The sequence below is a fragment of the Frateuria sp. YIM B11624 genome (genome assembly GCF_049727805.1).
Classification (GTDB): Bacteria; Pseudomonadota; Gammaproteobacteria; order Xanthomonadales; family Rhodanobacteraceae; genus Frateuria_A.
This window is the reverse complement of the sequence record NZ_JBCNYA010000003.1, coordinates 160,840-173,981: the sequence shown is the minus strand read 5'-3', so window position 1 is coordinate 173,981 and position 13,142 is coordinate 160,840. Positions and strand designations below refer to the sequence as shown.

Annotated in this window: 11 protein-coding genes; 5 read left to right on the top strand and 6 right to left on the bottom strand. The window is 65.6% G+C overall.

Annotated elements, in window-relative coordinates; genetic code table 11:
- Positions 1–18: 18 nt before the first annotated feature.
- The 3 genes from AAIL17_RS02715 (at position 19) to AAIL17_RS02705 (ending at position 2,306) form a co-directional block, all read left to right on the top strand.
- Positions 19–1,281 carry a glycoside hydrolase family 2 gene (locus AAIL17_RS02715; protein WP_424681272.1) on the top strand — a complete coding sequence of 421 codons (1,263 nt, stop codon included), beginning with the start codon at positions 19–21 and terminating at the stop codon, positions 1,279–1,281.
- Between the two features lie 219 nt (positions 1,282–1,500).
- A complete protein-coding gene (locus AAIL17_RS02710; RefSeq protein ID WP_424681271.1) occupies positions 1,501–1,830 on the top strand; it encodes an ArsR/SmtB family transcription factor in 330 nt (109 codons plus the stop codon).
- Positions 1,827–2,306, top strand: a complete 480-nt coding sequence (locus tag AAIL17_RS02705; protein ID WP_424681270.1) for an SRPBCC family protein — start codon at positions 1,827–1,829, stop codon at positions 2,304–2,306. The genes AAIL17_RS02710 and AAIL17_RS02705 overlap by 4 nt, the downstream gene beginning before the upstream one ends.
- Positions 2,307–2,496: 190 nt before the next feature.
- Here AAIL17_RS02705 and AAIL17_RS02700 read toward each other — a convergent pair whose 3' ends face one another.
- The 4 genes from AAIL17_RS02700 to AAIL17_RS02685 form a co-directional block, all read right to left on the bottom strand.
- Complete coding sequence (locus AAIL17_RS02700) at positions 2,497–3,963, bottom strand: serine hydrolase (protein WP_424681269.1); 1,467 nt, start codon at positions 3,961–3,963, stop codon at positions 2,497–2,499.
- 626 nt (positions 3,964–4,589) lie between these two features.
- Positions 4,590–5,000, bottom strand: a complete 411-nt coding sequence (locus AAIL17_RS02695) for an ExbD/TolR family protein (RefSeq protein ID WP_424681268.1) — start codon at positions 4,998–5,000, stop codon at positions 4,590–4,592.
- A 203-nt stretch (positions 5,001–5,203) separates the two neighbouring features.
- Positions 5,204–7,003, bottom strand: a complete 1,800-nt coding sequence (locus AAIL17_RS02690) for a phosphoethanolamine transferase (protein ID WP_424681267.1) — start codon at positions 7,001–7,003, stop codon at positions 5,204–5,206.
- Between the two features lie 621 nt (positions 7,004–7,624).
- On the bottom strand, positions 7,625–9,316 hold the full coding sequence (locus AAIL17_RS02685) for a TPR end-of-group domain-containing protein (RefSeq protein ID WP_424681266.1): 1,692 nt from the start codon (positions 9,314–9,316) through the stop codon (positions 7,625–7,627).
- A gap of 375 nt (positions 9,317–9,691) precedes the next feature.
- On the opposite strand from AAIL17_RS02685, the gene AAIL17_RS02680 reads away from it, so the two are divergent.
- A complete protein-coding gene (locus AAIL17_RS02680) occupies positions 9,692–10,198 on the top strand; it encodes a hypothetical protein (RefSeq protein ID WP_424681265.1) in 507 nt (168 codons plus the stop codon).
- A 216-nt stretch (positions 10,199–10,414) separates the two neighbouring features.
- Here AAIL17_RS02680 and AAIL17_RS02675 read toward each other — a convergent pair whose 3' ends face one another.
- Complete coding sequence (locus AAIL17_RS02675) at positions 10,415–11,299, bottom strand: AraC family transcriptional regulator (RefSeq protein WP_424681264.1); 885 nt, start codon at positions 11,297–11,299, stop codon at positions 10,415–10,417.
- Positions 11,300–11,403: 104 nt separating this feature from the next.
- Positions 11,404–12,309, bottom strand: a complete 906-nt coding sequence (locus AAIL17_RS02670; protein ID WP_424681263.1) for a hypothetical protein — start codon at positions 12,307–12,309, stop codon at positions 11,404–11,406.
- A 215-nt stretch (positions 12,310–12,524) separates the two neighbouring features.
- On the opposite strand from AAIL17_RS02670, the gene AAIL17_RS02665 reads away from it, so the two are divergent.
- Complete coding sequence (locus AAIL17_RS02665; RefSeq protein WP_424681262.1) at positions 12,525–13,028, top strand: hypothetical protein; 504 nt, start codon at positions 12,525–12,527, stop codon at positions 13,026–13,028.
- Positions 13,029–13,142: the final 114 nt, after the last annotated feature.

Below are 13,142 nucleotides of genomic sequence, written 5' to 3'. Positions count from 1 at the left end.
ACCACGCAGCGCAGATGGATGGCCGGCATCGCTATCGTGACGCTGCTCATCCTTGCCATCATGATCGCGGACCTGGCAAGCGGCGGCCGTCCCGATCCGGCGCCGTTGCGCGCTGCGTCCACCCTGCTCGACGGCCCGTGGCGATTCCACACCGGCGATGACCCGCACTGGGCACGTGCGGACGCAGACGACAGTGGCTGGGAAACCATGGACATGACCGCCCCGCCTGGCAGCCACGACGGCGACGTGGGGCTGCCCGATTACGTGGGCGGGTGGATGGCGCACGGCCATCCCGGCTATCACGGCTACGCCTGGTACCGGCGGGCGGTGGTCGTGCCGGCCGGAAGCGAGGCGTGGGACATCCTCGGGCCGACCCTCGTCGAGGACGGCTACGAACTGTATTGGAACGGTCAACTGCTGGGCGGCTCGGGCAGGCTCGGCCCCGAACCGCGGCTCGTCGGCACGCGGCCGCTGCGGTTCGCGCTTCCCGCCGGCGCGGCGGGCAGGACCGGCATGCTCGCCATCCGCACCTACATGCTCCCCAGCTCCGGCGCCAGCGCGGACGGTGGCGGCATGCACACCCCGCCCATCCTCGCTCCGCGGCCGGTGAGCGATGCGCTGCACCGCGCGCAATGGCAACGAACCATCGCCGGCTACATCCTCGATGCGGTCGAGCCGGCGGCCATGCTGGCACTCGTCGGTTTGGTGCTCGTGGTCGGATCGCGCAGCAGCCGCAAAGGTTTCCTGGTGTTTGCCTGCATCGCGCTCGCGCTCACGGCAGCCAGGCGGCTCAACAATGCGATCGTTGCGTGGACCGACCTGCAGGACCTGGTCACCTATGCGTGGCTGGCGTCGGTGATGTGGATACCGACGATGACCGCCTGGGTGCTGGCCTGGAACCGCTGGTGCCTGCCCGCGTGGCGGAGCATCGACGTGCTGGCCGTCGCGCTGGGCGCCGCCGGCATCGTTGGCGCCTTGGCACACCTGCCGATCTGGACGAACGTCAGCCGGCTCGGCTCGATCGCGCTCTTCGTCGTGATCGCCGCACGCATCGTCCGTGGTGGCCCGATGCGGATTCTGGCGCTCGTCACGCTGGCCTCGGTCCTTGCCTCGTTGTTCGGCCCCGAGCTGCTCGACACGATCGGCGTGCCGGGCATCTGGTTCCCGTTCAATATCGGCGTGGCGCGAACCCAGTACATCTACGCGATCAGCATCCCACTGCTGGCCTTCCTGATCGTGCGGACCCTGCAGCCGAGGACCGTGCCGCAAAAAGGGGCGTAGCTGATCAAGCCCGCGTACTGGGCCGCTGGGCGCTCGCGTGGACAGACGCACGTTGAATCGCGCCGGGCATCACGGGCCGCCAGGATGGCGGGCTACCTCCCGCCGCGGGCACCGTCCGCATCCCCTTGCCAGGAAGTGAGCCTGCTCCGATCGATTGGTTCCGTTCGGTCCGGCCACGCTTGACCTTGGGATATGGTAAGTAATAACTTACCGTAAGCCATGACGAACGCAATCGACCCCTGGGCCGCCCTTGGTGACGCGACGAGACGCTCGATCTTCGAGCGGATCGCGCTTCGCCCACGCGCAGTCGGCGAGCTGGCGGCAGAACTCCCGGTCAGCCGCCCGGCGGTCTCCCAGCACCTGAAGGTGCTGAAGGCTGCAGGCCTGGTGACCGAGCGCGCGGCCGGCACCCGGCGCATTTATCAAGTCGATCCGACGGGGGTGGACGCCCTCCGCGGAGAACTTGACCGGTTCTGGAGCAAAGCCTTGGCGAACTTCAAGCAGCTCGCCGAACACCCCGACGAAAACCCCGACGGAGGAAACTCATGACCACCCAAGCGCAGGACACGTCGATTCGGACGCAGATCGTTGTCGAAGTTCCGGTTGAGCGGGCATTCCGCGTTTTCACCGAGCAGTTCGACCGCATCAAGCCCCGCGAGCACAACCTGCTCGGCGTCGAGATTGCCGAGACCGTGCTGGAGACGCGCGTGGGCGGCCATGTCTACGACCGCGGCGTGGACGGGAGCGAATGTCGCTGGGCGCGCGTCCTGGCTTACGAACCACCCCATCGGCTCGTGATCAGCTGGGACATCAATCCGCGCTGGCAGTTGGAGACGAATCGCGAGAAGACCAGCGAGGTCGAGATCCGGTTCATTGCCGAGGGTTCCGAACGCACGCGTGTCGAGATTGAACACCGCCATTTCGAGCGCCACGGCGAGGGCTGGGAAGGTGTGCGTGAAAGCGTTCGCGGGGAAGGCGGCTGGCCGCTCTACCTGCAGCGCTATGCCCGTCTGTTCGGGGATTGAGAGCGGCTCGCGCTGGGTCATGCATGGCCCCGTGCGCGACTGTAAAAAAGGGATCAGTCGAGCCCGCCGGGTTCGAGGAACGCCTTTGAACGGGACCATCCGCCGACGCGAGCCAGATGCGTGCGCACGCCACGCCGGCGGTAGTCTTCCGGTGCGTCGACCATGGCAGCGCACGCATCGGTGGCGCGGGTTAATGGACCACGCCGCCTTTGCGGGCACTTGCCGCTTTCATCAACGCCGGAAGAACGATCTTTGCCATGATCATATTCGGCGGCGTGGACTGCGCGTTGTAACCGCCGCCGGTGAAAACGGCGACCAGGTCGTACTGCGGCACGAGATAGATCTTCTGGCCGCCATTGCCCTGGGCAGCGATCACGTCGACGTGCTGCGGGCCCGTGGGCGTTTCCACGTTCAGCCAGGGGCGCCACCAGAAGTAGCCGTAGCTGACATTGTCCACGTGGCTGTGTTCGGCCAACGACGCACGTACCCACGCTGCGGAGATGATCTGGCGGCCCCGCCAGCGACCGCCGTCCGCAAACAGGATTCCGAGCTTGAGCATGTCGCGCGGTCGCAGGTGGATCTGCGAATACTCCTTGTCGGCGTTGGTCAGGTCGTAGTTCCATTTCCAATCGGACGGCGCGATTCCCAACGGCCCGAACAAATGGGCCTGCGCGAACTCCGGAAGTGACATGTGAACCGCGTTCTCGATGAGCCTGCCCACGACGGCCACGCCGCCCGAGCAGTAATAGGCCCTGGTTCCGGGCTTGTTGATCATGGGCAGGTCGAGCGTGGCTTTCACCCAATCGGGCTTGTCGTCGATGATCGTCTCGCGCCCCGGCGAGTGCGAGCTATGGTCATTGCAATCCAATCCGGGGCTCATCGCAAGAAAATCGCCCAGCGTCATCGAGGCCTTGCGCGGATCGGGATGGTCATAGGCCGGGTAGCGCATCTGCGCCAGCACTCTCCCGTTCACCCCGGAAAGCGCGCCGCGATCGATCGCGATCCCCGCAAGCGCGCTCACGACGGATTTGGTCGCGGATCGAAGTTGATGCGGACGCTGCACGCCGTAGCCGTAGAAATATTCTTCCAACACCAGCTTGCCATGCTGGTAGAGCAGCACGCTGTGCACGTCCTTGTAGGTGCCTGCGAGGATGCCGCCAACGATGGCATGAGCGGTGGCGACGCCGAGGTCCGAGCCGGCAATATTCCCGACGTCAATGCCGTCATGCAGGTCGGCCGGCGGACGGTAGCGATAGTCGGAAGGCGAGTCCTGGCCTTCCGGACGCGGCCGCGCCAGGGCGGCCGATGCAGCCGTGATGATCGCCGACACGCGGGGATGGAACTCGCCGTCCTGCTCGTAGCCCGTCACCTTGCCGCTTGCGTCGCGCGGGAACGTGACCACCTGGCCGCCGATGGTGGTGAACCGGTCCGCGCCTGCGGCGCGAAGCGGGTACTTGGCTTCGTCCACGACGGCGAAGAGCCCGTCGCCATCTGCGATTTCAAGCGTATGGCCAGGCGCGTCCGCGTAGGTGCCGACGTAGTCGCCCAGCAGTGAACCAGGAGATTTCTGTGCTTCGGCTCCGTTCGCCAGCGCGACCAGAACGACGCCGAGCATCGCTCCACGCAGGCACCTCCTCAAACCATCGCGCAGTGGCACGTTTGCCTCCTGGTCGCCCGATCGATTTCGTGTTGAAGGACAGGCCCGGCATTAAAGAGGAGGGACTAACAGGGGTCGGTTCACGCGATCACTTCTCGCGAGATAAGGCCGATGGACTGATCGCGCCAGGCAGCACAGTCCGCAGGAACGAGAGGCCGCTTCACGCCCTAGGCGTTCACTTTCCTTGGTCAGGAAGTGAACCTGCCCCGATCGGTTGTTCCCTCCGCTCCAGCGTTTCACCCAATCGCACACGAGCGCAAGTGCACGCGGGCGGGATGGTGAAAGCCTCTGGGCACAACCTGAAAAGGACGCGATGGTGCCCAGGTCGCCAAACGGTTGGCGGCCGTGAACGACAGGGCAGTCACGCCCGTGCCGCCGTCGTGAGCGGGAATTCGGACGAGAGTGCACCTGCCCGCGCGGGAAAAGGGTCGCGAAAAAGGAGGTTCATTACGTCTCCACCCGCAGTGGCAGCACGCCCCCGACCAGATTCATGCCGTGGTCGACGAACGGCTGGGCCGCTTGCTGGGCCATCCGAAAATCGGTCTACCCGGAAGACGGCAGAACGTGGCCGACCTTTTGGGAAGCGAACGCCTCATCTGCGAGGCGTCGCCGCGATGCTACGCCATTCAGTCCGACGCGAAATCGATACCAGCGACGCCGTGTGCCTTCACCAACGCCAGCACACGCGCGACATCGTCGTACGATGCCTCATCTCGCGCGTGGAGCTCGACATGGGGGATCCGGGCCGCGTCGTTCTGGCCCGCACTCGCGGCAATATCCAGTTGCGTAGCCAGCGTGGCGTCGCTCACCAGCGTACCGTTGAGGAACACCATGCCGTCCGGGTCCACCGTGACCCGCAACGGCTCGGGCCTTTCGCGTGACGCGTGGTCCGCTACAGGCAGATCGACACGGTTCCTGTGAGCGACGACCTGCGCGGAAATCATGAAGATGATGAGCAACACCAGCAGCACGTCGACGAGCGGGGTGATGTTGATGCTGGCGATGGGGGACGATTCGATCTTCGCAGAGAAAGCCATACTTCCTCCTGACGTTGTCGATGTGGATGTGCCCTGATGCCGGCCAGTCGGGGATGCCGGCGGCCCGACTATGCCGTGCCGAAGGGGACTTCCCGCAAGGGCCCGGGCGGGCGCATGATCCGCAGATGGGTTCGCTCCCTCCTGGAGTTGGACCACGAGGGCGACATGGCTCGCCAGCACGTCGAGCTTTCCGAGTCAGGGCCTCATCCCGCCGCCCCCTTGAGCCTCTGCTTTTTCGATTCGGCGCTCCGAACCTCGGCAGGTTCGCTTCGCACCAGTTCGCAGCCGTTTCCCAGCTCTGCATGGTCGTAGTCGACCCACGCGTTCTCCTCTTGCCACACCGGATGGACGATGCGCGGCTGATAGCGCCATGCCGGGCTGAACAGGCTTCGTGAACTGTCGTGGCTGGAAAAGTCGACGCCGGCCATGTCGGTGAGCGTGGCGAAAGTGTCGGCGCTGGTGGCCGGCTTGCCGGCGTTGGCGCGCAACGTGGCGACCTTTGCCGGGAACGCCTGCGCATAGGCGTCGGAGTACCAGAACACCGTCGGTACCGGGAACTCGTAGCGGAAGCCGTGGCCATGTTCGGTCATGGAACAGGTCGCCGTCGGCAGTGTTTCGCCGTGATCGGACTGGTACCACATGGCCGTGATCGCGTCGGTCTGCTTCAGCACGTCGATGACCTGGCTCAACACGTAATCGGTATAGCGGATGGTGTTGTCGTAGCTGTTGGTGATGCGCTGATAGTTGGTGCGGAGCGCCCGATTGTCTTGGATGGTGGGCGCGAAATACTTGAAGGCGGGCGGATAACGGCTGTCGTACCGCCCGTGGCTTCCGATCGTGTGCAGCACGACGAAGAGGTCGCCGTGCGATCCGCGCACGATCTTGGCAAGGCCCTCGGCCAGGTGGCTGTCGTACCTCTGCAGGGTCAGCCATTGGAGGTGTTGCGATTCCTCGGCGTAGACGGTGATGGGCGAATTCCAGTCGCCGGTGGGATTCTGGTTGGAAAGCCACCAGGTATCGAAACCGGCTTCCCGCATGAGGCCGACGATCGACTGCTCTCCGAACGGCTCGAACAATCCCAGTTGCGCCGGCCTGCGTGTGAGCAAGGCCGGCACGCCGCCGAGCGACATCGGCCAGGGTGACACCATGTTCGTGATCGTGACCAGGTTCCTGGTGTGCGAGAGTTCCGGATTGGTGGGGCGGTCGTAGCCGAACAACTGCCAATGATTGCGTCGGCTGCTTTCGCCGATCACCAGCACGTAGATCTGCCGCCGACCGGGATGGGCGGCACGGTAGGCATGAAACCGGAAGTCCCTCGTTCGGGCGCTGGCCGCCTGCGCGCGGACGCGGTCCTTCCACCAGGCGGCCAGCGTGAGCGGAATGCCGAACGGGTAGCTGTCCTGCGCGATCCGGAACGAGCGTGCATCGACATCGTTGCCACCCGCGAGCCTGGCCGCAGGCGGGCGTCGGTCCGCTACCACCTGCATGCTGGCGAATGCGACCACCGGCACTGCGGCCAGTGCGATCAGCGTGGAATGGACGCGTCGGGACGTCACCAGTTGCAGGCCCGCACGCGCGCTGAGCCAGCCGGCGAGGACGGCGAGCGCGCAGGCAGCCACGGACAGGACGGTCAGGGCCCACAACCAGGGGCCCAGGAAGTCGGCAGCCTCCGCAGGGTTGGTCGCCACCACCGTACCCAGCACCGCTTCGGTGATGGGTGACCGATAGCTGAGAATGTAGAACGCCGCCGTCGGCACCATTGCGGCAAACGGCGCCATCAGCAGGCACGCCAGCCCGGGTCGGCGCCCCAGCACGGCGAAGTAAGCAAGCAGCAAGAGCGCGGGCGCGGCGAGGCGGGCAACGATCCATGGTGGCTTCTTGATGTGCACGCTCACGAACACGAGCGCGGCGTCCGGAACCATCAACAGCAGGGCAAGCAACGCTATTGAGGCGAGCGCGAGCCATCGCGCAGGCAGCCATCCCTGGTTAACCGTTCCGCTCATCATGGTCACCGCACTCGAAAGATAGGACAGGTCAAGATCGGCAGCAGCGGCCGAGGCAGCTGACCGCAGCGCGGATCAGCGTGCTTCCTGGAGAGGTAGCGTCCGGTTCGCGGACAGTCTCGACGCTGCTGGCAGCAGCAGGCTGGAGGCCCGGTCAGTGGTTGCCAACGATGAGCCTCGGGTCTGAGTTTCCGGTTAGCTATGACGACGTTGTGGCGAAGCGCCGTGAAAACGCGAGTCACGGCGATCCGTCAGAGGTGGCGAGGGTCTTCGCGTTGAATGTTGCGACCACGCGCGAGGGCAAGCGCAATTCGCTCGCCAGGGGACGTATGCGTTCACCAACAGGCCGTGATCGCCTGGAGGGGCCAGCGATCCGTGGGCGAACGATCGTCGTGGCGGAAGCCATCTGGTTCCGCATCACCTCGACGTGCTCGACCGATTTTGCGGTTGGGACCAGATCACGGGGAACTGACAAACCAGGACACGCCGGTCTGTGACTGACGAACCGAGGTCGCGCATGGGCCGACTCAGAACCCTTGGTGGCTCAATGGGCGATGCGCCGACGCTCGGACGGGCGTTGCCACGCGGACCCGGCGGTTCCGGTGGCGAGCGCCCTCCCGCTCAGTTCAAGCTGGTCAGCAGCGCCTGGAAGCGCGGCTTGCCGCGCAGCGAAGCGAGATCGCTGTCGTTCGCCATCCAGGCACGATCGCCCCAGCCGAGCTGCACCGCGCGCTCGAGCAGGTCGATGGCGCGGTCGTGTTCCTCCAGTACCGCGAACGTGCACGCGGCGTTGTAGAACACCATCGGCTCGTCCTCGCTCGACCGCAGGGCCAGGTTGGCCCACTCGATCGCCTTGGTCTTGTCGCCCATCGCCGCGAAGTTCGCGGCGCCCATGTAGCGGGCGCGTGCGTCGTCGGGATTCACGCTGAGGGCGCGTTCGATCAGCTCGATCGCGCGGTGGCGCGACTTGCGTTCGTCGTCCTTGCGGCCCATCTCGCTGTATGCCTGGCTCAGGTAGACCAGCGGCAGGTAGTCGGCGGGGCTGACTTCGGCGGCGCGCAGGTACAGCCAGGCGGCCTTCTGGAAGTTGCCCAGCGAGCTGCAGATCATGCCGTACAGGAAATACGCCTCGAGCAGGTTCGGGTTGAGCATCATGGCCGTCTCGAATTCCCGCTCGGCCTGCTTGAACCGCTTGCTGACGTATAGCGCCAGGCCGCGCGAGGCATGCGCCTCGGCCGACTCCGGATCCATCTGCAGGGCACGCTCGCTGGCCTCCATGGCCTGGGCGACGTGCTCGGGATTGGCATCCAGGAAGCGATGCCGCATGACGTACGCATCCGACAGGCCGGCCCAGGCCGCGGCGTACTTCGGGTCGCGTGCGATGGCGCGCTCGTACATGGCGATGGCGCGCAGCGAATCGCGCCGGTTCCACGCATAGAAATACTTGCGCCCGCGCAGGTAGTCGTCATAGGCCTGCACGTCGGCGGTGGCGACGTACTGGATGGCGCGGCGCTCCTTCGGCGACAGGGTGACCTTCAGCGCATCGACGATGCTCTGGGCGATATCGTCCTGGATGGCGAACACGTCGCGCAGTTCGCGGTCGTACGTCTCCGCCCACAGGGTCGAGTCCGACGCCACGTCGATCAGCTGTGCGGTGAGGCGCACGCGGCTGCCCGCCCGGCGCACGCTGCCTTCGAGCACGGTGCTGACGTCCAGCTTGGCCGCGATCGTCGGAAGATCGATCTCCTTGCCCTTGAAGAAGAACGAGGAGGTTCGCGAGGAGACTTTCAGTTGCGGCAGCTTGGTCAGCAGGCTGAGGATTTCCTCGGCGATGCCGTCGCTGAAGTACTCGTTCTCCACGTCGCCGCTCATGTTGACGAACGGCAGTACGGCGATGCCGCGACGGTCGTGGTCGCCATCCGGATGGCGGGGTGGACGTCGCACGTCGCTCGTGGCCAAGGCGGCATCCATCGGATTTCTCGCGGTGACGCCGGCGATCAGGCGGTAACCGAGGCCGTGCACGGTCTGGATGTAGCGCGGCTCGGCAGCTTCGTCGCCGAGCTTCTGGCGCAACTGCGAGATGACCCGGCTCAGCGATGCCGGCGTGACGCACTTGTGCCCCCATACGTGTTCCAGCAGGTCGTCGTGCTGGATCAATTCGCCCGGATGGGTCACGAACTGCAGCAATACGGAGTAGGCCTTGGGTTCCAGTTCGAGTTCGTGGCCATTACGCAGTACGCGGTGTGCCGTCGGCTCGACGCGGATATCGCCGAACGCGTAGTCCACGCGCGGACTGTTCGATTCAGTGGCCACGCGGCCGCAATATCACAGCGGTGGTTAAGGATCGATAGAGTCCGCCGGCCGGCGAAAAGCGGGCCCGGCACAGCACTTCCACTCAGCACAGGCGCGCGCGTTGCCGTGGACGCCAATGCGGTGCAGGCGGGGTAGGTCGTTAGTCATGGATCGCAGTGGGCTTCGCAACGGCCGGACGCGTCGACCGCGGCAAGTGTCGATCGACATGGCCCGCAGCGGTGGAAGCCGTGTTCGGAGTGCGTTTGCGACCTGCGGAATGGCCCGCCGGAAATCCTCATGGAATCCGCTCGGATTCCTCCGAAGTTCCTCAAGCAAGCGGCGTTGCCCCCAGCCCAGAATCATTCCACGGACATCGGCGTCCGTCTGGAGGCTTCCATGAAACACCTGATCAATGCCACCACACTTGCGTTCGGTCTTGTCTTCGCCGGCGGCGCCAGCGCGGCCCAGGACCAGACGCGGCCCACCAACCTGCGCGATGTCACCGTCACCGCGGCCCCGGGCCAGTACGAAACCTACGTGGCCAACCTGCACACGGGCTACACACTGCACGCCCTCGTCGGCAACACGCACAGGCAGTACGTACAGGCGCAGAAGGCGGCCGACCAGTCGGAGTCGGTGCGCAAGAGCGGCACCCCCGTCACGCATATCGCCGTAGCCATCGACAATTTCTCGAGGCCCGGCGTGGCGAAGCAGATACGGCTGATGGACGCCGACCAGAACACGGTTGCCATCGTCAATGTGTATTGCAAGCGGACGATGCCTTCGGGAGCCGCGCGTTGCAATCTGGCTCCCCGCCTGATGCAGGCCGGCAACCAGGGCGAGCGCGTGGCATCAGCGCAGGCGGTTTATTCGCAAGTCGCGATGGTGAACCCGCGCGACTAGTCAGGATGTGCATGAAAGGCGCCGGATGCACTGATCGTGCGGACCCCGGTGATTTCCCCCACTTTGCCGGCCCGCCCGGAAAACCGGGGCAGGCTCGACCACCCACTCGAGTGCTGCCCCGGCCGGTCATGAACACGCGCTGGCAAAGACTCCACCGGGCCCGATGCCCGGACTGCTGCATCCCTCACGAGAAGGGATGAGTTCGACTCGACGGTGCTATTTCAGCGGCAGGAACAGTTCCACGACAGCCTCGTATGCGGGTATCTCCGGAATGCGCGAGAGCGAGCGTCGGCTATAGATCGGGAAGTCACCGGCCTCCTCGCCGCTGGCGGGAAGCCACTCGCGGTAAAGAAAGAGTGCGGCCGGTTCGAGGTTGTTCGTGTTGCCCGGGTAGCGCAGCACCGCGCAGCGTCCGCCCGGGATCAGGCCAGCCTTCGCCTGCATGGGGTTCGCTTCGACCGGATGGTCGGCCGCGACACACAGGTCCGCACGATAGTCGTCCGGGTTGTCCGGACACCGCTCCGAGCGGAAGACCATGAAGGTGGGGCTTGTCTCGGGCGACAAGCCCGCGGCCTTGCGCCAGGCGAGGAACCGATCGCGGCTGGCGCCGAACGTCGCGCGGTCGCCCCGGTGCTCGATGACCGCCACCGGTACAGGGGCCACCTCGCGGATGGTTACGTCGTGTTCGTCGAAAATGATCTGCATGAGCTTGTTCCTCGCGTTGTCGAGAGGCCCGAAGGCCGCAAGCCACGGCGCCCAGTCGGGCGAGCTTCGGAACGAGGAAGGCGACTGTCCCAACCGACGCCGGAAGGCGCGGGCAAAGGCATCCGGTGTCTCGTAGCCGGCATCCATCGCTATCGCGGTGACGCTCTGGGTTGCCTCGCAGGCGAGCCGGGCCGACGCCTGCTTCATGCGGGCGAGCTGGACGTAGCGATGCATGGGCATCCCGAAGGTCGCCGCGAACTGTCGATGGAAATGAAACTTCGAGAAGGCGGCGACGCGGCTCAGCGTGTCCAGGCACAGGTCAGCGTCGAGGTTCCGGTCGATGTAGTCCAGCACCCGCTGCATCCGGACGTTGTAGTTCTGAAGCGTCGCCTTCATCGTTCCATCCGTCGTGGCGGGACCATTTGATCCCGCATCACCGCGGTGCGCTCGACCGATCTTGCGGTTGGACGCGAAAAACCGGATCACGGATCAGACAGGCTTCAAACCGCATACCCGTGCTCGCGCAACGGCAGTCCATATTGTTCGGCCAGTTTCCGGTTCCCTTCCCGGTAGAGATCGCCCAGCTTTTCCGGCCACCCGGCGGGAAATTCCAGCTGCTGCGTGTCGCCCCGCTTGAGGAACCCGCCGCCGAGCGCGCGCAGCCCGGCCGGCAGGTGCGCGGCGATGCGGCCGGCGGCGGGGAAGCGCTTGCGCAGGCGGTCGTAGTGCACGTAACGCGCGGTCTCCTGCCCATGCGTGCGCCGATCGCCGAGCAACTGTCGCGTGTTCGCGGCGTCGATCCCCAGGAGGGCCGACAGGCGATCGGCGAAGGCGTGCGGGTCGGCCTTCCACTGCTCCAGCAGCACGACCGCGATGCGATCGGCACCGAACAGCGCGCGATAGATCTCGATGGTGCGCTGGTAGTCCGCCACGCCGAGCACGCCTGCAGGACGATTCCGGTACGCATGTTCCAGCCAGTCCGCAAAACCCACGTGCCGGTCGCGGTAGGGCGCCGGAACGTTGAAGAGCACCCTGCCGTGGCGGCCATAGAACGACCGGATCATGTCCTCCTGGCGCCTGATGGTGAAGAGGATCCGTGCCTGCGGGAAATGGCGATGCAGGCGTCGGGCGACCGTCGCGGTCAGGTGCGGCTCGGCGGTGAGCGTCTCGTCGGAAAGGACCGGTATGCGATCGCCCGGGCAGGCTTCGAGTGCCGCGGCCAGCGCGCTGCGCAACTCCTCGGGATCATCGTCGAAGCCGTCGATCCGCCGCAGCGCCTGCGAAATGCGGACGTCCACGGGCGACCGGTGAGGATGGCCCAGCGCATGGATCTGCGGATGGACGAAGAACAGGAAATCCTGCAGCGATGTCGTCCCCGTCTTGATGAAACCGGGATGGATGATCATGGCGAAGGCGCACCGATTCCAGTGAGGGACGGGAGTGGGCTGGGCCAGGAGCCGCGGGCCAGTCCTGCTTTCCCGGCCAGTCTCTCAAAGGCCTCGGGCGAGCGATAGCCAGGCTTGGCAGGCCGATGGAAGAAGCGAGGCGGGTGCAGCGGCGTGCCGTAGGTCGCTGTCGCCCCATGTTACTTTGCCGTCCACCTGTCCAACGGTGGCATCTGATGAAAGCTATTTTCGTCGTCCTGCTGGTTGCCGGGGTGATGTCCGGCCCCGCCGTTGCTGAGCAGCCTTCGGGCGCGTCACCGCTGCTCGGCAGTTGGGCCGTCGATGTGTCGCGCCTGCCGATGCCGCCGGCGGCGCGGCCGAGAAGCGTCACGATCACTTTCAGCGATACCGGGGCGGAAGGGTGGACGACGTGCGTCGACATTGTCGACGCGGACGGAGCGGCGAGCCATGCCATCAGCACCGCCGCCCTCGACGGCACCGCGGCCCCCGTCAAGGACAGCATCGAGGCCGACACCGTAGCTCTCGAACTGCCCGCTCCCAACGTCCTGGTCATGGACCTGGTGAAGGGCGGTATCCCGGCATCGACACGCGTCTATACCGTCGCGGTGGACGGCCGGTCTCTCACCGAGACCGCCTCCTATGCCGGCGGCCATGGTTTGCCGATGATGCGGACGAACCATTTCACGCGCATTCGCAGGCAGGATTGCCCAGCGCCCTGAACAGGCGAACATCCACGACTACCATATGGTGGCTTCCGCGCCACTAACGGGGCTACCGTGTCGGGGCAAGTTCATTGGCCATGCCCTTGTTCATGCGTACGCCAGCCCGGGACG

What these genes read in the sequence shown, in the direction of transcription:
- AAIL17_RS02695 (WP_424681268.1), bottom strand. Translation starts at nt 5,000, where the DNA reads ATGGCTTTCTCTGCGAAGATCGAATCGTCCCCCATCGCCAGCATCAAC.
- AAIL17_RS02715 (WP_424681272.1), top strand. Translation starts at nt 19, where the DNA reads ATGGCCGGCATCGCTATCGTGACGCTGCTCATCCTTGCCATCATGATC.
- AAIL17_RS02675 (WP_424681264.1), bottom strand. Translation starts at nt 11,299, where the DNA reads ATGAAGGCGACGCTTCAGAACTACAACGTCCGGATGCAGCGGGTGCTG.
- AAIL17_RS02690 (WP_424681267.1), bottom strand. Translation starts at nt 7,003, where the DNA reads ATGAGCGGAACGGTTAACCAGGGATGGCTGCCTGCGCGATGGCTCGCG.
- AAIL17_RS02665 (WP_424681262.1), top strand. Translation starts at nt 12,525, where the DNA reads ATGAAAGCTATTTTCGTCGTCCTGCTGGTTGCCGGGGTGATGTCCGGC.
- AAIL17_RS02670 (WP_424681263.1), bottom strand. Translation starts at nt 12,309, where the DNA reads ATGATCATCCATCCCGGTTTCATCAAGACGGGGACGACATCGCTGCAG.
- AAIL17_RS02705 (WP_424681270.1), top strand. Translation starts at nt 1,827, where the DNA reads ATGACCACCCAAGCGCAGGACACGTCGATTCGGACGCAGATCGTTGTC.
- AAIL17_RS02680 (WP_424681265.1), top strand. Translation starts at nt 9,692, where the DNA reads ATGAAACACCTGATCAATGCCACCACACTTGCGTTCGGTCTTGTCTTC.
- AAIL17_RS02710 (WP_424681271.1), top strand. Translation starts at nt 1,501, where the DNA reads ATGACGAACGCAATCGACCCCTGGGCCGCCCTTGGTGACGCGACGAGA.